Annotated in this window: 20 protein-coding genes and 1 pseudogene; 7 read left to right on the top strand and 14 right to left on the bottom strand. The window is 58.5% G+C overall.

The features are described from left to right. Positions 1–237: 237 nt before the first annotated feature. From PSV26_RS00105 to PSV26_RS00095, 3 genes are read right to left on the bottom strand one after another with little or no spacing between them, the layout of a single operon-like run. Positions 238–1,743 (bottom strand): glycosyltransferase family 39 protein, encoded by a 1,506-nt coding sequence (locus PSV26_RS00105; protein WP_300566261.1) that lies wholly within the window; start codon positions 1,741–1,743, stop codon positions 238–240. After that, positions 1,740–2,705: a glycosyltransferase family 2 protein gene (locus tag PSV26_RS00100; protein ID WP_300566258.1), complete on the bottom strand. Its 966-nt coding sequence runs from the start codon at positions 2,703–2,705 to the stop codon at positions 1,740–1,742. The genes PSV26_RS00105 and PSV26_RS00100 overlap by 4 nt, the downstream gene beginning before the upstream one ends. Positions 2,706–2,752: 47 nt before the next feature. Next, positions 2,753–3,166 (bottom strand): GtrA family protein, encoded by a 414-nt coding sequence (locus PSV26_RS00095; RefSeq protein ID WP_293595808.1) that lies wholly within the window; start codon positions 3,164–3,166, stop codon positions 2,753–2,755. Between the two features lie 407 nt (positions 3,167–3,573). Between PSV26_RS00095 and PSV26_RS00090 the strand changes: the two genes are divergently transcribed. Together PSV26_RS00090 and petA are read left to right on the top strand one after the other, a co-directional pair. Beyond that, positions 3,574–4,596: a porin gene (locus PSV26_RS00090; protein WP_293595809.1), complete on the top strand. Its 1,023-nt coding sequence runs from the start codon at positions 3,574–3,576 to the stop codon at positions 4,594–4,596. A gap of 283 nt (positions 4,597–4,879) precedes the next feature. Beyond that, the gene (petA, locus tag PSV26_RS00085; RefSeq protein ID WP_293595810.1) at positions 4,880–5,497 is read left to right on the top strand and encodes a ubiquinol-cytochrome c reductase iron-sulfur subunit; all 618 of its coding nucleotides are present in this window, start codon (positions 4,880–4,882) and stop codon (positions 5,495–5,497) included. 369 nt (positions 5,498–5,866) lie between these two features. On the opposite strand, the gene PSV26_RS00080 is transcribed toward petA, so the two are convergent. The 5 genes from PSV26_RS00080 to PSV26_RS00060 all read right to left on the bottom strand — a co-directional run bounded on the left by PSV26_RS00080 (position 5,867) and on the right by PSV26_RS00060 (position 9,995). Further along, positions 5,867–6,568 carry a copper resistance protein B gene (locus PSV26_RS00080; protein WP_293595811.1) on the bottom strand — a complete coding sequence of 234 codons (702 nt, stop codon included), beginning with the start codon at positions 6,566–6,568 and terminating at the stop codon, positions 5,867–5,869. 11 nt (positions 6,569–6,579) lie between these two features. Beyond that, positions 6,580–8,430 carry a copper resistance system multicopper oxidase gene (locus PSV26_RS00075; RefSeq protein ID WP_300566253.1) on the bottom strand — a complete coding sequence of 617 codons (1,851 nt, stop codon included), beginning with the start codon at positions 8,428–8,430 and terminating at the stop codon, positions 6,580–6,582. Between the two features lie 78 nt (positions 8,431–8,508). After that, entirely contained in the window at positions 8,509–8,919 is a 411-nt protein-coding gene (locus PSV26_RS00070; protein WP_300566250.1) for a copper-binding protein, read from the bottom strand. Between the two features lie 107 nt (positions 8,920–9,026). Then, positions 9,027–9,560 carry a cupredoxin family protein gene (locus PSV26_RS00065; protein WP_293595813.1) on the bottom strand — a complete coding sequence of 178 codons (534 nt, stop codon included), beginning with the start codon at positions 9,558–9,560 and terminating at the stop codon, positions 9,027–9,029. A 72-nt stretch (positions 9,561–9,632) separates the two neighbouring features. Beyond that, positions 9,633–9,995 carry a DUF4148 domain-containing protein gene (locus PSV26_RS00060; protein WP_300566359.1) on the bottom strand — a complete coding sequence of 121 codons (363 nt, stop codon included), beginning with the start codon at positions 9,993–9,995 and terminating at the stop codon, positions 9,633–9,635. A 311-nt stretch (positions 9,996–10,306) separates the two neighbouring features. Here PSV26_RS00060 and PSV26_RS00055 point away from each other — a divergent pair, with 311 nt between their 5' ends. Continuing rightward, the gene (locus PSV26_RS00055) at positions 10,307–11,569 is read left to right on the top strand and encodes a type II restriction endonuclease (RefSeq protein WP_300566247.1); all 1,263 of its coding nucleotides are present in this window, start codon (positions 10,307–10,309) and stop codon (positions 11,567–11,569) included. 3 nt (positions 11,570–11,572) lie between these two features. Here PSV26_RS00055 and PSV26_RS00050 read toward each other — a convergent pair whose 3' ends face one another. Both PSV26_RS00050 and PSV26_RS00045 read right to left on the bottom strand, forming a co-directional pair. Beyond that, positions 11,573–13,009 carry a heavy metal sensor histidine kinase gene (locus tag PSV26_RS00050; RefSeq protein WP_300566244.1) on the bottom strand — a complete coding sequence of 479 codons (1,437 nt, stop codon included), beginning with the start codon at positions 13,007–13,009 and terminating at the stop codon, positions 11,573–11,575. After that, on the bottom strand, positions 13,006–13,686 hold the full coding sequence (locus PSV26_RS00045) for a heavy metal response regulator transcription factor (RefSeq protein ID WP_300566240.1): 681 nt from the start codon (positions 13,684–13,686) through the stop codon (positions 13,006–13,008). Before PSV26_RS00045 ends, PSV26_RS00050 begins: the two co-directional genes overlap by 4 nt. 156 nt (positions 13,687–13,842) lie before the next feature. Here PSV26_RS00045 and PSV26_RS00040 point away from each other — a divergent pair, with 156 nt between their 5' ends. Both PSV26_RS00040 and PSV26_RS00035 read left to right on the top strand, forming a co-directional pair. Next, the gene (locus tag PSV26_RS00040) at positions 13,843–14,205 is read left to right on the top strand and encodes a DUF4148 domain-containing protein (RefSeq protein WP_300566356.1); all 363 of its coding nucleotides are present in this window, start codon (positions 13,843–13,845) and stop codon (positions 14,203–14,205) included. A 68-nt stretch (positions 14,206–14,273) separates the two neighbouring features. After that, a complete protein-coding gene (locus PSV26_RS00035; RefSeq protein WP_300566237.1) occupies positions 14,274–14,621 on the top strand; it encodes a copper-binding protein in 348 nt (115 codons plus the stop codon). Between the two features lie 176 nt (positions 14,622–14,797). On the opposite strand, the gene merA is transcribed toward PSV26_RS00035, so the two are convergent. The 4 genes and pseudogenes from merA to merT all read right to left on the bottom strand — a co-directional run bounded on the left by merA (position 14,798) and on the right by merT (position 17,594). After that, complete coding sequence (gene merA, locus PSV26_RS00030) at positions 14,798–16,480, bottom strand: mercury(II) reductase (RefSeq protein ID WP_300566353.1); 1,683 nt, start codon at positions 16,478–16,480, stop codon at positions 14,798–14,800. Between the two features lie 38 nt (positions 16,481–16,518). Further along, positions 16,519–16,924 (bottom strand): annotated as a pseudogene (gene merC, locus PSV26_RS00025) (organomercurial transporter MerC). A gap of 28 nt (positions 16,925–16,952) precedes the next feature. Next, positions 16,953–17,228 (bottom strand): mercury resistance system periplasmic binding protein MerP, encoded by a 276-nt coding sequence (merP, locus tag PSV26_RS00020; protein ID WP_293595125.1) that lies wholly within the window; start codon positions 17,226–17,228, stop codon positions 16,953–16,955. A 15-nt stretch (positions 17,229–17,243) separates the two neighbouring features. Next, positions 17,244–17,594 carry a mercuric ion transporter MerT gene (gene merT / locus PSV26_RS00015; protein WP_293595124.1) on the bottom strand — a complete coding sequence of 117 codons (351 nt, stop codon included), beginning with the start codon at positions 17,592–17,594 and terminating at the stop codon, positions 17,244–17,246. A gap of 71 nt (positions 17,595–17,665) precedes the next feature. Between merT and merR the strand changes: the two genes are divergently transcribed. Both merR and PSV26_RS00005 read left to right on the top strand, forming a co-directional pair. Next, a complete protein-coding gene (gene merR / locus PSV26_RS00010) occupies positions 17,666–18,121 on the top strand; it encodes an Hg(II)-responsive transcriptional regulator (protein WP_300566232.1) in 456 nt (151 codons plus the stop codon). 290 nt (positions 18,122–18,411) lie between these two features. Further along, on the top strand, positions 18,412–19,143 hold the full coding sequence (locus tag PSV26_RS00005) for an L-2-amino-thiazoline-4-carboxylic acid hydrolase (protein ID WP_300566229.1): 732 nt from the start codon (positions 18,412–18,414) through the stop codon (positions 19,141–19,143). Positions 19,144–19,249: the final 106 nt, after the last annotated feature.

Below are 19,249 nucleotides of genomic sequence, written 5' to 3'. Positions count from 1 at the left end.
GAGACTTACTCTACGCGATCCGACGCCGCACCCCAGAGGGCACCCTCACGTGGGTGTGCGCTGCTCGGTGTTGTCCAACCGCAGGACTCAGCGAACAACGCGCAAGCGCCACAAATTGCACGCAAACCGGGATTGCCCCAAAGTCAACTCCGCTTCCGAGGTCGAGCTGTTAGGCATCGGGAAGCCCATGGAGTACCAGCTGGAGCTGCGCGGATTACCATCCGCGTCAATATGGGGTCAACGAACCTTCTCGACTTCATGGCCCGACCGCTTGGTTTCCATGCTGCTTCCTACCGGGTCGATTTTTACGAGCCAATACCGATCATACCGAGCTAGAGTAGGCAGATCCTGCTTGAGGTTCTGGCGAAGCCGAGCGAGAACCTCTTCTTCCGCCACAAGAAAGACGGGCTTGGAGCCGAAGTATTGCGTCAGCTGGAACAGCTCTTTAACTTCTTGTGCAGCGCCCCCGCTGTAGAACGTCAGCGAGTAAGACTTAAATCCGTATGTGAGCAGGGGACTACGGTCGCCCCGAATTGCTTGGTATTCTTGAACGAGCGCTTTGGCGGAATTCAGCTGAAAGCGCTCTCCGATCTGACCATAAGCGACATATGCTGCGAATGTGATCGGCGCTGCCGTAGCCATTGCCAGTGTCCACGTGTGCATTCTCAGGCGTTTTGGCAGACGAGGCACGACATACCTAGCGGCCCAAATTGCAAGGGCTGGCAATCCGGGTAGAACGTAGGTCCAGAGAATATTGCCGGCCAGCGTGAAAAAGAGGCAAGGCGTCACAGCCCACCATAGAAGATACCGTCGCCAACGCCGCTCTCGCACGTTCTCGTGATCGCTACTGCGCCGCGCAATCCACGACTGGTAGGCAACTACCGGGGCCAGTAAGGACCACGGCAGACTTGCCACAACAGCGTACCACCAGATGGTGCCCCACGGGCTGATGTGTGCGGTGCCATATCGGTCGCCCTGCCAACCGGGGGTGACAAACCGCTGCCAATGCTCGCCGAGCAGGAAATAGCGCAGAAAGCCGGGTGTGGCTGTTTCAGCGAGGTAATACCAGGGTGCAGCGATCCCGAGGGCCAACAACATTCCGCCGGCCCAAGGCAGGGTCGTCCAAACATGCCGGACATGGCCGGTATGCAGTGTCCAGAGCAGCACTGGCGCGAAGATCAGTACCGCCGCGATCGGGCCCTTGGCCAAGAGCCCAATGCCGACAGCCAAAAAGAACAACCAGCGTTGCCACTGCTTTTCCGCGTCGTTGCCCGAAACGCAGATCCAAAAGGAGCGCATGGCAAGGGTCGTGGCGACTGCCAAGGTCATATCGGTCATGACGGCTCCAGCAGCAACGAAAAACAGGGTGGAACTCGCCAGCAGCACCGCACTGACCAAGGCTTCGTATTCGCTGCGTCGCCGGGCCAGTCTCCATGTCAACCATCCTACCGTCAAGGCGGCCAATAGGTGGGGAAGACGCGCGGCCCATTCGTTGATGCCGAATATGTGGAAGCTGACTGCGGTAAGCCAGAATGACAGCGGCGGCTTGCCCCAAAACGGCTTATTGGGCTCATACCAAGGCGTGATCCAATCGCCCTTTTCGACCATCTTGCGCGCAATTTCGGCATAACGTGCCTCTGTCGTGTCCATCAAGGGATAAAGGCCCAGGCTCGCGAGGCGCCAAAGAACAATTCCCAGCAGCAACGCCCACAAGACCCGACTGTGCGGTTCGAGCCATTTCATCGGGCCACGCTCGCTGGCGATGGCAAAGTTGTGGAAGCAATGGCTGGGGCAGGCGTGTACACGTCAATCAGATACAGTGGGCGGGCCTTGGCCTCGACGAAGAGTCGCCCGAGGTATTCTCCGAGCACGCCGATAGCCATTAACTGCAATCCACCCAAAAGCAGGATGCAAACAATCAAGGTTGGAAAGCCTTGGGCAGAATCACCCAAGAGGAGAGTCTTGACGAGGAAGTAGACAGCGTAAGCAAATGACAAGGCTGCGCTTAGCAGCCCCACATAGGTCGCTACCTTCAGTGGAGCGGTAGAAAATGAGGTGATTCCTTCAATCGCAAAATTAAAAAGGCGCCAGTACCGCCATTTGCTAGATCCCGCTGCGCGCGGCGCCCGATCGTAGTCGAGCGTCACTTGCCGAAAGCCCACCCAAGCAAACAAGCCCTTCATGAATCGCCCTCTTTCCGACAACAGGTTCAGTGCGGCAACCACTCGCCTGTCCAAAAGTCTGAAGTCGCCCACATCGGGAGGCACGGGTACTTCGCTCAACATGTTCATTACGCGATAGAAGGCGTAGGCTGTTGCCATCTTGAACCAGGATTCACCAGCGCGTGAGCGACGCCTCATATTGACAATGTCAGCACCGTCGCGCCACGCCACGACCATTGAAGCAATCAGCTCGGGCGGGTCCTGCAGATCGACATCGATCAAAATGACAGCATCGCCTTGAGCCAAACGCAGACCGGCGCTCATGGCCTGCTCTTTCCCGAAATTGCGGCTCAGTCGAACAACACTGACTTGTTTTTCCAGCGCCTGCAGGTTCTGTAGTATCAGGAATGTTCCGTCAGAGCTTCCGTCGTCGACGTAGAGCACCTCTACTTTTTCGTCCAATTTTGCGAGGACCTCTTTAAGACGTTGATGGAAGGCCGCAAGCACCGCTTCTTCGTTAAAGACTGGAACAACCACACTCATGGAGCAAAGTGAAGCGGTGGGGGTATCAAACCCCAGTGGATATCGAATCATTTGAAAGACCAATTGCGATTGATGGGATATGCGATGCACAGAAAAAAAACTGTCGCGACCAGTTGAGCGACAAGGTAGTGCGTGGCGAGCAGGTGCACGCCGACCCACACGATGCCCCCATTGCCAATGGCCGAAAGCATCGCGATCATTGCGTATCGCGGCAGCACGACGCAGTGCAGGTTCGGGGTCTGAAAGGTAAACATCCGGTTGCCCACGTACGCGATCATGAATCCGGTAACTGCACCGATGAAAGCTGAGAATGCTGGGGGAACACCGGCCACCTTTGAAAAAAAAATCAATACCAGGTAATGGACTGCGGTAGCACATCCGCCAACAAAGCCATACCGGGCAATTCGTCGCGCTTGGGGCCTGTGACTGGGTATTTGCGGCTGGATCTCGAGCACAGGCATAGGTGAGCCTGTACGTGTTTTGTTGGTGAGGGAATTTGGTAATGCCACATGCAAGGAGTGTTAGTTGCGACCGATCAACGACCGGCACCGAAGACGACTTTATGGCTGAGAAGTGTATGCAGCAGTGGCACGTCGGGCAATGACTACCAGATTACTTTTTAGTAATCTTGGTCAACGGAGCTGCGCGCGTAATTATTGATAGCAAGCTCGCAGAAGACCATATCGTATTTGCCATCGCAGTCCAGCCAGTTGTTGGTTTGTAAGCACATTTTTAGCAAAACAAGTAGGACTTGCGCGCCAGGGTTCGCTGGTTTTCGCTTTCCGCGCGGCCTCTTGGTGCTTCCTTGTTAAACCGATATTTCAGCCCGTCGGGTTGATGAAATATCTGGCAACACAAAAGAGGACCTATGAGAAACATTCTTATCGCAGCGGCATTGGCTGCCTGCACCATAAGTGGTGCGTATGCTCAGAGCACGGCGCAACTCGCCGGTGCTGTGGACGTCTACGCGGGAAGGATGCAGATGGCCGGCGATGCCCAGCGCACCAGTGTTGTCAACAGTGGCGGCTTGACCACCTCATGGTTCGGTGTCAAGGGTTCGGAAGACCTGGGCGGCGGCCTGAAGGCGAATTTCGCGTTGTCTTCATTTTTTCGAGCTGATACGGGTGTGCAGGGGCGCTTTACCGGTGATACCTTCTTCTCGCGCGAGGCCTCTGTTGGCTTGTTTGGCGGTTTCGGCAGCTTGACACTCGGGCGCGGGCTGGCGCCCAACTTCCTGCCGACGGTCGTCCTGAATCCCTTTGGCGACTCCTTCACGTTCTCGCCGCTCATGCTTCACAAGAATGTGCCCCTGTTCAATGGGACCGGATGGGCCGCTACCACGCCTTCCGACACGGGGTGGAGCAACCAGGCGACCTACAGCACGCCGGACATCGGCGGCTTGCGTGCTAACCTGCACTATCAGTTCGGGGAGATCGCTGGGCAATCCGGCAAGAAGAATGTTGGCGTTAACGCGCTGTATTTCAGCGGCCCCATGGCACTGGGCGCCTACTACGAGAGAAATCAGGTGACCAATCCCGTGCCGGTCGCCTTCGCGTTGGGTGACACAAGGACGGACTGGATGCTGGGCGGCTCATACGACTTCACGGCCGTCAAAACGTTCGCAACGTACGGACAGAGCAAGGCGGCTATTTCCACGACGCGAGCCAAGTCCTATTCGCTGGGCTTGTCCAGCCCGCTTGGCAGCGGCAAGATTCTGGCTGGCTTGGCCGGGACACGAGTGGTCGCAGGCAATACGCGCAACACCCTTTCGTTGGGCTACGACTACAACCTGTCCAAGAGAACCGATGTCTACGTGATTGCCATGCTTGATCGCATCACGACATTTAATAGCGGCTCCAGCTTGGCCACGGGCATTCGACACAGGTTCTGATTCTGATTTTTCGAGCTCGCGGGGCCGGACAGCCACAGAGCTTGCGATCGGTGCTCACCTTGCCCATGGCTGCATGACAGCGCGGGTTGAGAAGTTCGCGATCCCGGAAACTATCGATGCGATTCAGGCTCTAACCGCTTGGTCGGTGTCCGCAGGGGATCCGATCAAACCTGCCGACCTTGCTCTGGGTATCAGTTTGCCACTCACATGGTCTGGCCTATTGGGACCCTCATGACCTGAGGCCGCGGCGTCGAGATCAGAAGCCCTGCTGAAAGGATTTCCCATGACTGACGCCTTGAAAGCCTGCACGTGTGCGCCCGATGCGTATCGCCGTCAACTCACCTTCGCCACAGTGGGTGTCGGCGGCGCCGGCATCGTCGCCGCTGCGGTTCCCTTCGTGTCGTCCTTTGCCCCCAGCGAGCGCGCCAAGGCGCTTGGCGCGGCGGTGACGGTGTCGATCGAGGATTTGCCGGAAGAGCGGCTCATGACCGTCGAATGGCGTGGCAAACCCGTCTGGATTTTGCGGCGCAGCGCGGCTCAGCAGCAGCGCTTGCAGTCGCCCGATCTGCTAAGCGCCTTGGCGGATCCGGCTTCGCTGCGACGCGAGCAGCAACCCGACTACGCCAAAAATTCGCAGCGCTCGATCCGACCCGAGATCGGCGTGTTTGTCGCGTTGTGCACGCACCTCGGTTGTATACCGGCGTATCGCCCCGATGCCGGTGCGACCGACTTGCGTGCCGGGTGGCCGGGTGGCTTTTTTTGTCCCTGCCATGGGTCGGCTTTCGACCTGGCAGGTCGTGTGTTCCGCAACGTTCCGGCGCCCAGCAACCTTGAAGTGCCGCCGCATCGCTATGTCTCTGACTCCCTCATAGAGGTTGGCACTGACAAAAACGCCAACTGAAGTCCTGCCTGTGAACTAGATTTTCAGGTGTCGCGGGCACTGCCACAGGCTCCAAGCCGCACGTCATGCAGGACTTCAGCGCAGTTTTGACCGATCAGCATCAGCTATCCCGCCGCGCTCCAGCATCTTCGCCTCTACGGCGTCCGGCATCGGTTGATTGCGCTCGTCAAGCGCTGCGCACTGCTTGCCCTCGTGGTCCAGTCAGTTGTTGTTTTGCAAGCACGACAAGGTGGGCCTGCAAGCATGTCTACGTCATCGCCATGCGTGATCGCATCACGACATTCATAGCGGCTCCAGCCTGGCCACGGGCATTCGACACAGGTTCTGATGCGCGTAAGTCGTGTATTGGGTCCCGGTTGTTATTTTCCGCTAGAAGATAACGCGCAAACCAGCACGGACCAGTGTTGAAGGCTGCTGCCCACCCGGTTGAGTAAGAGGGTAAAAAGTTCTCGACAGATCCACATAAGGCGCGAAACGCCGGTTGAATTCGTAACGTGCCTGAATGCCAATGTCGACTTGGTAAGGTCCCGAGCGAACCGTGGAATCGAGGTTCGAAGCGGACCACTCCACATTGGCGTAGGGACGCAGGATGAAGCGGTTGGTCAGCAGGAAATCGTTTTCGAACCGGGTGCGGGCGGATACCTTGCCGTCGTCTCGAATGAATAGCTTTAGATCGACGTCAAAAGAGTACGGTGCGAGGCCACGAACTCCCAAAGCGAGGTAGTCACGTCGACCTGGTCGCTCGTCATGTCGCAGGCCAATCTGTGCGTCCCAGAATGGAGCAACGTAACGCCCGTAAAGCAGCTGCATCTCAGCGGCCTCCGTTCGTCCTTTGCTACGCTCAGCATCAAACTGGTACCAAAGCCTATTGACGTCACCGCCAACCCAGCCATCGACACTGAGTGACTGGCTTGAGCCGGCCTGGCCGCGTATCTTGCCGGTTCCGGCTTCGACCTTGGTGTAGGAATAAATCGACTCGTCTTCCACCGCCTGCGCAGACAGGGCAGACAGGCCGAGGACGGCAGCAGCGAGCCAACGCACCGATGCTATAGGGTTGAGATTGTTGTTCATTATGGTTAGGTTCAAGCTACTTCGACAAGGCGAAACATGCCGGTCACTGCGTGGTAAAAAAGATGGCAGTGGAAGGCCCAGGTACCTTCGTCTTCGTAGGTAACATCTAGCTCCACTGTTTGCGCCGGTGGCACGATGATGGTGTGTTTGCGCGGGGCGAATATGCCATTGCCATTGACCAGCTCCATGAATACGCCGTGCAGGTGCATGGGGTGCTCCATCATGGTTTCGTTGACCATCTTGATGCGTACCCGCTCCCCAAGCCCTATTTTGAAGGGCTTGGCGTTGGAAAGTTTCTTGTCGTTGATCGACCAGAAATAACGCGTCATGTCGCCGGTCAACCGTACCAAAAGTTCTCTTTCCGGCGCACGGTTGTCGGCGTTGCGGGTGGCAGCGCGCAGCAGCCCGTATTTCAGCCGGCGCAAGCCGTCCGCATCCACCGGGGCGGCAATCGGGGCGGCCGCCGTCTGGTCCGACATTCCGGGCATACCCGCCATCGAATCCGCCGGCTTTGCTGCAGGCACTGGCTTGCCCGACGCTGACATGCCGGGCATGTCGGCCATGGCCTTGTCGGCAGGCGTGGAAGGCATGGCCATAGACGCGCCTGGCGAAGTGGCCGCCGGTTTGCCCATATTCATACCTGCCATGCTCGCGCCTGCAGCGGGTTTGGTATCCATGCCGGGCATTCCGGCCATGCCTGAAGCATCTGCCGCGCCCGAGGTATCGGCTGAGCCGCTCATGTCCATGCCCGCCATACCCATGTCGGCCATCGTCCGCACGGGCTTCGGTCCCATGTCCGGCACGGGGGCACTCATGCCAAGTTCCGGTGCCAATGTTCCCAGTGCGTAGCCGATGCGTGCGATGGTGGGCACGAAAATACTATAGGCCTTGGCTTCCTTCGGATGCACGATCACGTCGTAGGTTTCGCCGTTGCCGATGCGGAATTCATCGACTTCGACAGGGCTCACGTTCTGACCGTCGGCCTGCACCACAGTCATCGGAAGGCCTGGAATCCGGACATCGAACATATTCATCGGCGAGGCGTTGATGAAGCGCAAGCGCACGCGTTCGCCGGGCTTGAAAAGCGCGGTCCAGTTCTCGGCTGGCTTTTTGCCCGCCATCAGGAAAGTCCATTCGTCGCCGCCGTCGCTGAAGTCGGTCGGGTCCATGCGCATCTTGGCCCATTCCATGCGATCGTTCCAGACCGCATCGCGCGCCTTCTTGTCGGGTGCATTGCGCAGTTGAGCGAGAAACTGGGGCGTCGTGATGCGCCGGTAGTTGTAGTAGCCTTCAACCTTCTTGAGGTTCGCCAGCACCTGGGGTGGTGGCGTGTCGTTCCAGTCCGACAGCATCACGATGTACTCGCGGTCGTATTTGAAGGGGTCGGGCTTGATCGGGTCGATGACGATGGGGGCGAAATACCCGGCCGCTTCCTGCAGCCCCGCATGGCTGTGGTACCAGTACGTGCCTGACTGGCGCAGCTTGAAGCGGTAGGTAAAGGTTTCGCCCGGCTGAATGCCCGGAAAGGTAACGCCTGGCACGCCGTCCTGATTGTTGGGCACCAGCAGTCCATGCCAGTGAATGCCGGTGATCTCGCGGAGCTGATTCGTCACGCGAATTACGACCTCTTCGCCCTCCCGAAAACGCAGCACAGGCCCCGGCATGGTGCCGTTGATGGTGATGCCCATGGCAGGCTTGCCAGTGATATTGAGCGCCGTCTCGGCGATCGTCAGGTCGTAGGCGCGGTTGACGGGTACCGCGCCAATCTCAACAGCGCGCAGCTGTGCCCAACCGGGTGGAAGCGCTCCCAAGGCGCCCAGGCCAAGCAGCGACTGCAGCGATCTGCGTTTCAGTTCATCCATGGTGATCTCATTTTCTTTTGTGCAAAAGTGACACGGTAAAGGCCGTGCCGACTGGGTCGGCGTTTCTCTGCCCCCTGCTTACTGGGCAAGTTCAATGCTGGTCACGGCTATCGCGCCGTCCGATTTTTCGGCCTTGAACTTGACTTTGCTGCCCACCTGGACCCTGTCCAGCATGGCCGCGTCCTTGACCTTGAATACCATCGTCATACCGGGCATATCGAGGTTTTTGATGTCGCCATGCTTCAGGGTGATCTTCTGGTTCTCCTTGTCGATCTTGCGGACCTCGCCGTCGGTTTTTGCTGAGTTTGCCGCTGTGTCCAGCGTCATGCCGGGCATACTGCTTTTATCGGTCTTGTCCATCTTCATTCCGGACATGTCCATACCGGACATGCTGTCCTTGCTCATGGTGGTCTGGGCATAGACGTTGGCGGCGAAAGACGCCGCCAGAGCGAGGGCGCCAAAAGCGGCGAGAGATTTAGGGGTTTTCATAATGTATTGATTTCCGGGGAAGTTGAAAAAGTTAAAAGTTATATAAAAAAGTATCGCTCAGGGATGCGAGAACCCGGCAAAAAACGCTGTCGGGCTATTCGGATCGATCAATGCTTGTGACTTGCGTTGTGGCCTGCGGGAGTGTCGGCGTTAGGCGCCGCACCAGCGGTTCCTGCGACGGTGACCAGGCCCTTCATGCCGGCGTCGTAGTGGCCGGGTTGCAGACAGGCGAAATCAACTTTGCCTGACTTGGAGAATTGCCAGACGACTTCGCCCGTTTGACCCGGTGCGACCGTGATCATGTTCGCGTCGGCGTGCTCCATTTCGGGCATTTTCATCATCATGGCGTAGTGCTCCTTGAGTTCTTTCGGCGTGCCGAGAACCATTTCGTGCTTGATCTTGCCGGAATTGGTAACCAAAAAGCGGATGGTTTCACCCTGCTTGACAGCGATGTCGGCCGAGGTGAAACGCATGTTGTCGGTCATGTCGACTTTGATCGTGCGGCTCACGTTGGCTGCCTGCCCCGGCTGACCAATGGTGGCCTCACCGTGACCACCTGCATGGGAGCCAGCGGCGAAGGTAACAACCGAAGCAGCGGAAAGAGCAAGCGCCAAGGTAGCTGTGCGAAGATGATATTTCATGAAAATGTCCTTAAGGGGTAGGGGTAGGAGAAGGGCCGGGCGGTGTTCACCCTGCCCGGCTTGGTGCGGGGGTCAGTTGGCGTACTGTTCCTGAAACAGGGTCCGCTCCGCGTCTGTCATGGCGAGGCTTGGCTTCGGGGTGTTGTGTGCAATGCTGTCGGTGTGGACAAGCCTGCCGTCCTGGAACGCATAGCTATGCTGTGGGGGGATATAGCCGACCTCGCCACCGACCAGCGTGCCGCCTTCAGCAGTCGTAGGTTTTTTGCGGAAAGCGTCCAACTCCTTTTCCACGTCTGCGCGGCTCTTGGTGCTTTGCACGGTGTGGGTCTCAAAGCCCTGTTCGCCGCCAACCCAGGTGCCGCCGCTGTTGGCAAAAGCTGCGGGAATGGCTGCACCGGCAAGGGCCAGGGCAAATACGGTTTTACGAAACAACATGATCAAACTCCTTTAATATCGATTGCAAGGTATCGCCCCAAACACTTGGGACAACTGCGATGCAAGCTCTGCATCACGGTTCTTAATGTAGAGACCCAGGTGCGACACCGCCCTGACCCGCAGATTACAAATACGTTATGTTCAACCGAGGCTTGTTTTGAAAAAGCCGCCCCGTCTTTACGATCCATCAACGCGAGGTGCGACGATCTGAAGCTATTTTTCTACCACACCGGGGGCTTCAGATTCCCTGCGCCGATGATCCAACTTCAACCTCAGATACAGTCACTCAACCAGAAACTCAGGGGAAACCCATGCACAACACAGTTGCTTTGCTGATTGACCATTGGAAGGCGAACCCCCACAGCACTTACAACACCTGGTTCCGGTGGGAGGAGCGTCTGAAAAACTTCCGTTCCATTCGTCGTGGCATCTGTCAGGTGGTGCGCGATATCGAAGCCGGAACCTTCGGCAACACGTACCGAGGCTCATCGTTGCAAACGGTGGTTGAGGCGGTGGCAGAGCAGCGCCAAATATTCAAAGGCGCCGATCATGCGTTTTTGTGGAAGCCCAAGCTGCGCATACCTGACATCTATGAGAGTGCGGAGAACCAGCATGCTTTTGCCAGGTTGCTCAATGCGTGCGACTGCTGCGATACGGCCGAAGCCGTCATCGAGGCGATTCGCAAGATTGATGCGCTGGCCATCAAGGGTTTGGGGCCGGCCGTGGCCAACCTGCTGTACTTCATCCACCCGACACTGGTTTGTCCGTTCAACACGGCGATCGTTAAGGGTTTTAACGCAGTGACCGGTGGAAAAGTCAAACTCGGGCGATGGGATCATTACCTGTCAATGCGCGAAGGATTGATTCGCCTGAATGAGCAGCACCGACAAAAGCTTTCCAATGACTTGGGCGCCGTCGCCGGGCTGATGTTTGATGTGGGGAGCGGCCGTTATGAGGCGCCACCCCGAATGGACGATCCCGTTGTAGTCGCACGGTGGGAGGCTGACCTGCAGCGGGTGCGCGAGGAGTCAGCTGCCGCGCAGAAACAGTGGGCATTGGCTCAAGAAAGCGACGCCACGCATACGCAGATTCAGGGCTGGCTACGCGATTTGGGAAAGTCACTCGGTTTCGATGTTTGGATCGCGTCAAATGATCGCAGCCGTGAATACGGAAACAGCTTCCTGGCTGATGGATGCCTGGAGCAATTTCCTGTAGATGCCGCCAGAGGCCTGGAGTCGGTTCGCTTGATAGATGTCGTCTGGCTTGCGCGGGACAGCGCGCAGGTAGCCGCGGCATTCGAAGTCGAGCACTCCACCTCCATTTACTCCGGGATCGTTCGGATGCTGGATTTGGCCCTGGGCACGAAAGTCGGTGCCGGGAGCACGCTGTTCCTGGTTGCCCCGGACAACCGGCGCGATGAGGTGGCGCAGCAACTCAGACGCCCAGCGTTTTCAAGGGTGTCAGAACTGGATATCCGCTACCTGCCTTACAGCCAGCTCAAGGACCACCGGGATGCGATCAGCCGCTTCGGCTCGGGCATTAAGCCGTTAATGGAGATATCTCAGCTGATCTAGGGTTCAAGATAATCCTGACGGACTAACACCAGCCGCTGGAAATATCAGCATGAAAGTCACCTCACCACCCGACCGGCTTTGCGCCATCGCCTGCCCGCCATGGGCCAGCATGATGGAGCGCACAATCGCCAGGCCCAGCCCCGTGCCGCCGTCCAGCCTGGCACGTGCGGAATCGATCCGGTAAAAGCGGTCAAAAATCCGCTCCAGATGTTCCGGAGCAATGGCATCGCCGTGGTTGGTCACCGCCAGCGTGACACTGTTGTCTCCTGCGCTGATCGCCACACGTATCTTCGATTCAGCCACTGCATGACGTATCGCATTGGACACGAGGTTGGTGATCGCGCGCTCCACCAGCAAACGATCAGCCATGACGGTGGCTTTGCCCGTAACCTCCACGGCCAAGCCGCGTTCCTCGGCGATCAAAGACAGGTAGTCGGCAACCCGTTGTGCCTCCTGGGCAAGTTCTACCCGTTCTTGATTCAACGGGTCTTCATTGTGGTCGGCGCGCGCGATGAAAAGCATGTCGGAGATCAGACGAGACAGGCGCTCGAGTTCCTCAACGTTGCCTTCCAGGACCTCCTGAAACTCCGCGCTTGTGCGGGGGTGGGATAGCGCCACCTGAGTTCTTCCCATAAGCGTCGCAACCGGCGTGCGCATTTCGTGAGCGAGCTCACCTGAGAAATCCTGCAGCCGCTGGTACCCCGCGTCTATACGCTCCAGCATGCGGTTGAACTCTTCTGCGAGTTCGTAGAGTTCCGGTGGCAGACCGGAGGAAGATATTCGCCGACCGAGCGACTTTGCGCCGATGGATGCCGCCAGGCGATGGAAGCGCCGCAGCGGCGCCAGACTGGTGCGCGCGTTGAGCCAGGCACCCAGCGCGACGACGAGCAGCAACAGCGGCCAGCCCACCAGGGTTGTCTTGATGAATCCCCCCAATAGACGGCGGTCGTGCCGTCGGTCCAGCGACAGGGCGTACTGCACGGTCATCCCGTTGGCAACCGGACTGCTTCCGCGAAGCGTACTCAGCCGCTCGCCGGTTGTCGCCGTCCAGGACTGGATGGACGTTGAGCTGACCGGGAAGGCATCCGGCGCGGACGCGGACTGTGTCGCAATCGGTGAAAAACTGGTCAGGATTTTGCCGCTGACGGGGTCCGCCAGCGCGAGATGCAGGTCGTCGTGACCTATCAGTAAATCGCCGAAGCGGTGTTTGTTCGGGTCGACGGCTTCGAGTGACGGAATCTCGGACAACACATGCATTAGAAGATCACGTTTGCCCAGCAGTTCTGCGGCTGAACGTGCATCAAGCTGGTGTGACAGTGCATAAAATCCGGCAACAATCGCGCCGCCAGTCATCAGAAAGCCAAAAAAGGCGCTGGCCAGCGCGATGCGCGTGGCCAGTGAGTTTCTGGACCAATAGCTGAAACGCCAGCCCCGTGTCACAACGCGTCCCGGCGCTCAAGGACGTAACCCACGCCGCGCACGGTATGAATCAGTTTTACGTCGAAGGGGTCGTCAATTTTCGCGCGCAGCCGCCGGATCGCCACTTCCACCACGTTGGTGTCCGAGTCGAAGTGAATATCCCAGACCAAAGAGGCAATTTGTGTTCTCGACAGAACCTCTCCGGCTTTCTGGGCCAGAAGGGACAACAAAGCAAACTCCTTGGCCGAAAGGTCAATGCGCTGACCGGCGCGGGTGGCGCGGTGGCGTACCGAATCGATCTCCAGGTCGGCCGTGCGGAGCACCTGCTCCACAGCCGCAGGCTGGCCGCGTTTAAGCAGAGCTTTCACCCGGGCGAGCAACTCCGGAAACTGAAACGGTTTGACCAAGTAATCATCGGCCCCGAGATCGAAGCCGCGCACCTTGTCGTCGGTATTGCCGCGGGCGGTTAGCATCAGCACGGGCATCTCCCTGAATGTGCGCAACGCTGAAAGAACGGCAAACCCATCAATTCCCGGCAGCATGACATCCAGGACCACCAGGTCATGGTCGCCGTTGGCAGCCGCATGCAGCCCATCTGTGCCGTTGTGGGCCACTTCAACCGCATAACCGTTTTCCGTCAAACCTTTGCGCAGGTAGTCGGCAGCCTTGGGTTCATCTTCAATCACCAGAATTTTCAAAACAAGCCTCGATCGTACATAACGGATTCGTAATCTCCGGGTCAGGGTGGTGTCGCAGCTGGGTTTCTACATTAACAACTGTGATGCAGAGTTTGCATCGCAGTGGCTCCAAGTGTTGGAACCACACCTTGCAATCGATATTAAAGGAGTTTGATCATGTTGTTTCGTAAAACCGTATTTGCCCTGGCCCTTGCCGGTGCAGCCATTCCCGCAGCTTTTGCCAACAGCGGCGGCACCTGGGTTGGCGGCGAACAGGGCTTTGAGACCCACACCGTGCAAAGCACCAAGAGCCGCGCAGACGTGGAAAAGGAGTTGGACGCTTTCCGCAAAAAACCTACGACTGCTGAAGGCGGCACGCTGGTCGGTGGCGAGGTCGGCTATATCCCCCCACAGCATAGCTATGCGTTCCAGGACGGCAGGCTTGTCCACACCGACAGCATTGCACACAACACCCCGAAGCCAAGCCTCGCCATGACAGACGCGGAGCGCCGCCTGTTCCGGGAGCAATCCGTCAACTGATACGGAGCGAGGAACCGAGCCGGGTGCAGGCCATCCGGACGATCCGTTCATATCCTTAGGAGTTTTCCATGAAATCGAAGATTAATGTTTTTTTTGCGTCGGCCTTGCTTTCCATGAGCGCTACTGGATTTGCCATTGCTGCGATTGACGCTCCAGCCGGCGCCCAGAACACGGGCACGGTGACTGCCACAACGAGGCTGACAGCCGGTGAAGTGCGCAAGGTGGACCTTGAACAGAGCAAACTGACCATCAAACATGAGGCACTCGAGAACCTGGGCATGCCTGGCATGACAATGGTGTTCAAGGTTCCGGAAGCCACACTGCTCCAGGGCCTCAAGCATGGCGACAAAATCCTGTTCCGAGCTGAAAAAGGCGAAGCAGGCTTCACAGTCGTGGCGCTTGAGCAAGCCAAGTAAGGCAATGGGTCCGGGGAGACAACGATTGGCCATCGACTCAAGCGTACTTCGATCTAGCCTGATCCAAAGGTGGAGAACGGCCACCCGCGGTATGTCTTGAGCGCAGGCTGCGCATCCCCTTCCTGTTGCACTGATTCAACCTGTCCGATCCGGCTATTGATGATGCAGGTGCAACTTCACCCCGCGCAGCAGGACAGCTGGTTCACATCTTTGTTGAAGGTCTGCGCGCAGAGCTTTAAGCCCTCGACCATCGTCAAGTATGGGAACAACTGGTTGGCCAGATCCTGCACGGTCATGCGTGAGTGAATGGCCAGCACGGCCGTCTGGATCAGTTCGCTCGCATCCGGCGCGACCGCCTGCACGCCGATCAACCGCCCCGAGCCAATTTCAGCCACCAGCTTGATGAAGCCGCGGGTGTCGAAGTTGGCCAGCGCGCGCGGCACGTTGTCCAGGCTCAGCGTACGGCTGTCGGTCTCGATGCCCTGCTGGCGGGCCTCGGCCTCGCTCAAACCCACCGTGGCCACTTGCGGGTCGGTGAAGACGACCGCAGGCATAGCGCTCAGGTCGAGCGCGGCGTCGCCACCGGTCATGTTGATGGCGGCACGGGTGCCAGCCGCTGCCGCGACATAGACAAATTGCGGTTGGTCAGTGCAATCTCCGGCAGCGTAGATCAGCGGACTGTTCGTGTGCATGCCTTTGTCGATGACGATGGACCCCTGTGCATTGACGGCGACACCCGCCGTTTCCAAGGCCAGGCTGCGCGTATTGGGTGTCCGGCCGGTAGCGACCAGTAGCTTGTCGGCACGCACTTCGCCCTGCCCCGTGGTCAGCACGAATTCGCCGCTCACATGGGCGACCTGGCGGGCTTGCGTGTGTTCCCGCACCTCGATGCCCTCGGCACGAAACGCGGCTGTAACGGCCTCGCCGATGGCCGGGTCCTCGCGGAAGAACAAGGTGTTGCGCGCCAGGATCGTGACCTGGCTACCCAGCCGGGCGAAGGCCTGCGTCAGTTCCAGCGCCACCACCGACGATCCGATCACGGTCAGGCGCTGGGGAATGGTGTCGCTGACCAAGGCTTCGGTCGAAGTCCAGTAGGGTGACTCTTTCAAGCCTGGAATCGGCGGCACGGCCGGGCTGGCACCGGTGGCGACCAGGCAGCGGTCGAACGCCACCACGCGCTCGCCGCCATCCTTCAAACGGACGACAAGGCTTTGGTTGTCCTTGAAACGCGCATCACCGTGCAGAACGGTGATGGCCGGGTTGCTGTCCAGAATGCCCTCGTATTTGGCGTGGCGCAACTCATCGACTCGGGACTTCTGCTGGGCCAGCAGAAGGCCGCGGTCAATCGCAGGCGCGGTCGCTGCGATGCCACCGTCGAATGGGCTTTCTCGGCGCAAATGGGCGATGTGGGCGGCGCGGATCATGATCTTGGACGGCACGCAGCCGACATTGACGCAGGTGCCGCCGATGATGCCGCGCTCGATGAGGGTCACATGCGCGCCTTGCTCGACGGCTTTCAGCGCCGCCGCCATCGCGGCCCCGCCGCTACCGATGACGGCGATATGCAGTCCACCCCCATCACCGCCAGCCTTGTCGCCGCCGCCCAGCCATCCCAGCGACTTGCCAATCAATCCGCCCTGCACTGAAGTGGATGGGGCATCGGCGAGTGTGGCCTTGTAGCCGAGGCCTGCCACGGCAGCGGTGAGCGCCTCTGGCGAGGTGCCGGGATCGGTGGCGAGTTGCGCAGAGCTGTTCGGGTAGGACACGAGCGACGACAGCACGCCCGGCACTTTCTCCAGGGCTTCCTTGACATGTGTCGCGCACGAGTTGCAGGTCATTCCGGTGATACTCAAATACATTGCATCGTTCCTTTTCGTTTCGGCAACTGCCAATGCAGTTAGCCGTGTTTGGGTGGTAGTTCGCAGCGGCGGTTGGCCGGTGAGAGCAGATCCCAGATCGACACCCCGACCATCAAGGCCAGACCGACATAGAGGAGGTTCGCCGTCCACCAATTGCCAAAAAACAAGAGCATGGCCGCCAGCACGATAGCTGGGCCGACCATCCCGAGCAGGCTCCGGTGCCATTGCCTGTGACTCAGCCAACCTAGCGCATATGCCAGCAAAGCCGGAGCGGCAAACAAGGCATAGCCGGGTGATGAACAGGCCCTCGTACTCGCTCAAAAAGCCCAGCCCTATGGCCGTGCCGAAGCTGGCGAGAGCCGGAAAGCAGGCCCCGCAGCCCATGGCGGACACGACGGAGCCCAGCCCGCCGGCCTTGTTGCCTATGGAGTCGAGAAGGTTTATGGTGATTCTCCAGAGTTGACGGGGTGGCTCAGCGCTTGACGCTGGATGGGTAGCCGGCGTCCTCGGTCGCCTTGGTGAGCTTCTGCACACTGGTCCTGCCATCGTCGAAGCTGACAACGGCTACCCGTTTCTCGTAGCTCACTTCAACCTTTTGCACGCCATCAACCTTGGAAATTGCCTTCTTGACGGTGATCGGGCAAGCGGCGCAAGTCATGCCCGGTACGGACAGAGTGACGGTCTGGGTAGCAGCCCACACGGGCGCAATGACGGCAACCAGGGCAAGGGCGGAAAACAACTTCTTCATGATGGGCTCCTGTGGTCAATAAAAAAGTGGTGCGATGTACGGGAATCCGAGCGCGACCATAACCAGTGCGGCCACGACCCAGAAAAGGAACTTGTAGATCGCTCGTATCTGAGGAATCGCGCACACGTCTCCCGGTTTACAGGCTTGCGCCGGACGGAAGATGCGCCGCCAGGCGAAAAACATGGCCACCAGTGCCACGCCAATGAAAACGGGACTGTAGGGTTCCAGCGTCGTCAGGTTGCCGATCCATGCTCCGCTAAATCCCAGGGTGATCAGCACCAGCGGCCCAAGGCAGCAGGTGGACGCGAGGATGGCGGCCAGCCCTCCAGTGAAGAGCGCCCCGCGCCCATTTTGCGGTTCAGCCATGTGCGTTTCCTTTCGAATCTGAATGGGATGGCGTAAGCTTACTTCCGTAGTCATGTACGGAGTCAAGCGATATGAAAAGCGAGTTGGAGAATCTGACCATCGGCGTTTTTGCCAAGGCGGCCGGGGTCAACGTGGAGACCATCCGGTTCTATCAGCGCAAGGGGTTGTTGCCAGAGCCGGACAAGCCTTATGGCAGCATCCGCCGCTATGGCGAGGCGGATGTCACACGGGTGCGGTTCGTGAAATCAGCCCAGCGGCTGGGTTTCAGTCTGGATGAAATTGCCGAACTACTGCGATTGGAAGATGGTGCGCATTGCTCGGAAGCCAGTAGCCTGGCCGAGCGCAAGCTCACGGATGTGCGCGCGAGAATGACCGACTTGGCGCGCATGGAGACCGTGCTGTCTGAGTTGGTGTGTGCCTGCCATGCGCGCAAGGGGAACGTTTCCTGCCCTCTGATCGCGTCGCTGCAAGACGGAACGAAGCTCGCTGAGTCGGCGCGGGGAAGTCACGGGTTGGCTACGCCTTAGTGTGCTTTATTTTCGGTTTTCTGAGACGCCCCATATTTACTCTTTTAAATCAATAGCTTAGGTTAATTTTTTCGAATCTTTCAGAAATCACGGCCACTCCTCGGATGTGCGTAGCGACAATTGGAGCCACAAAGGCAGAACGACATCATGCAACGAGAAGAACAGCATCTGGCTGGCGTGGGTATGAACCACGACCAAAACGCGGGGCACGGCCACCAGGGCAGGCCCATCAATTCAATGAAACTGCTGAGCCCGTTCGTACTGCGGAGCAAAACGAGTACACCTACCCAATGCACCCGCAGGTCCATCAGATCGGGACGCGGATTGAAACAGAGTTCGTCATGCGCCGAAAAATGAAAACAGACGCCCATCTGGATCCCGCCCTTGACGCCCGGCGTCGCTTGGGCACCCTCCTGTTCACGGTACCCAAGCTGTTGAACCGACACTTGCAGCCGGTACTCGGCTGGCGACGCTTTGTCCTCATTCCGAAACTCTTCGCTCTCGCAGGAACTTACAAGAAGCAATTCTCGAAGCCAGGCGACGACGCGCAACTGCGGCGGGTGAAAGACACTTTCCTGCTGGTTGGCGTCCTGTATAACGAACTGGTGAAGGCTCAGGGCGCCGAGCGGGCACTCTCCACAACCCAGTCCTTTCTGCACGACCTGGGATGTGCCGTCCAGCGGAAGGCGTACTTCCCGCCTGGCGGAAAGGCTCGAACTTGGGATTTCTTCCACGATGCGCACGAAACGCAGATGCGGGAAGGTTTCATCAGTACCAACGAGAACGACGGCATCCAACGCTCGGACTCCCGGGTCACGCTCGACGTCGTCCGGTGTCGGTTCCACGAATGTTTCAGGGACATGGGCAATCCGGCGATCACCCTGGCATTCTGCCGTTCAGACGAAACGGTTTTCAACGAGTATTCGCCGATCATGCGCTTCCATCGCGGCAACTCCCCAGTCAACACGATTGCGAGAGGCGCGCCGCGGTGTACGTTTATCTACGAACGGGTGTCGACCTGAAGCCGACGGGCTCGGACTATTTCAGCGCCAGTGTGAGTCTGATTTGCGGTAAGTCAATTGGCCGTCTGCTGAAGGCGTAGAAAATCTGGAAAAGATGAATGTGCCT

Source organism: Polaromonas sp., from assembly GCF_029945685.1.
Taxonomy (GTDB): Bacteria; Pseudomonadota; Gammaproteobacteria; order Burkholderiales; family Burkholderiaceae_C; genus Polaromonas.
This window is presented reverse-complemented; position numbering and strand designations above follow the sequence as displayed.

Coding starts and splice junctions, on each gene's coding strand:
- PSV26_RS00105 (WP_300566261.1), bottom strand. CDS start 1,743: ATGAAATGGCTCGAACCGCACAGTCGGGTCTTGTGGGCGTTGCTGCTG.
- PSV26_RS00100 (WP_300566258.1), bottom strand. CDS start 2,705: ATGAGTGTGGTTGTTCCAGTCTTTAACGAAGAAGCGGTGCTTGCGGCC.
- PSV26_RS00095 (WP_293595808.1), bottom strand. CDS start 3,166: ATGCCTGTGCTCGAGATCCAGCCGCAAATACCCAGTCACAGGCCCCAA.
- PSV26_RS00090 (WP_293595809.1), top strand. CDS start 3,574: ATGAGAAACATTCTTATCGCAGCGGCATTGGCTGCCTGCACCATAAGT.
- petA (WP_293595810.1), top strand. CDS start 4,880: ATGACTGACGCCTTGAAAGCCTGCACGTGTGCGCCCGATGCGTATCGC.
- PSV26_RS00080 (WP_293595811.1), bottom strand. CDS start 6,568: ATGAACAACAATCTCAACCCTATAGCATCGGTGCGTTGGCTCGCTGCT.
- PSV26_RS00075 (WP_300566253.1), bottom strand. CDS start 8,430: ATGGATGAACTGAAACGCAGATCGCTGCAGTCGCTGCTTGGCCTGGGC.
- PSV26_RS00070 (WP_300566250.1), bottom strand. CDS start 8,919: ATGAAAACCCCTAAATCTCTCGCCGCTTTTGGCGCCCTCGCTCTGGCG.
- PSV26_RS00065 (WP_293595813.1), bottom strand. CDS start 9,560: ATGAAATATCATCTTCGCACAGCTACCTTGGCGCTTGCTCTTTCCGCT.
- PSV26_RS00060 (WP_300566359.1), bottom strand. CDS start 9,995: ATGTTGTTTCGTAAAACCGTATTTGCCCTGGCCCTTGCCGGTGCAGCC.
- PSV26_RS00055 (WP_300566247.1), top strand. CDS start 10,307: ATGCACAACACAGTTGCTTTGCTGATTGACCATTGGAAGGCGAACCCC.
- PSV26_RS00040 (WP_300566356.1), top strand. CDS start 13,843: ATGTTGTTTCGTAAAACCGTATTTGCCCTGGCCCTTGCCGGTGCAGCC.
- PSV26_RS00035 (WP_300566237.1), top strand. CDS start 14,274: ATGAAATCGAAGATTAATGTTTTTTTTGCGTCGGCCTTGCTTTCCATG.
- merA (WP_300566353.1), bottom strand. CDS start 16,480: ATGTATTTGAGTATCACCGGAATGACCTGCAACTCGTGCGCGACACAT.
- merP (WP_293595125.1), bottom strand. CDS start 17,228: ATGAAGAAGTTGTTTTCCGCCCTTGCCCTGGTTGCCGTCATTGCGCCC.
- merT (WP_293595124.1), bottom strand. CDS start 17,594: ATGGCTGAACCGCAAAATGGGCGCGGGGCGCTCTTCACTGGAGGGCTG.
- merR (WP_300566232.1), top strand. CDS start 17,666: ATGAAAAGCGAGTTGGAGAATCTGACCATCGGCGTTTTTGCCAAGGCG.
- PSV26_RS00005 (WP_300566229.1), top strand. CDS start 18,412: ATGCACCCGCAGGTCCATCAGATCGGGACGCGGATTGAAACAGAGTTC.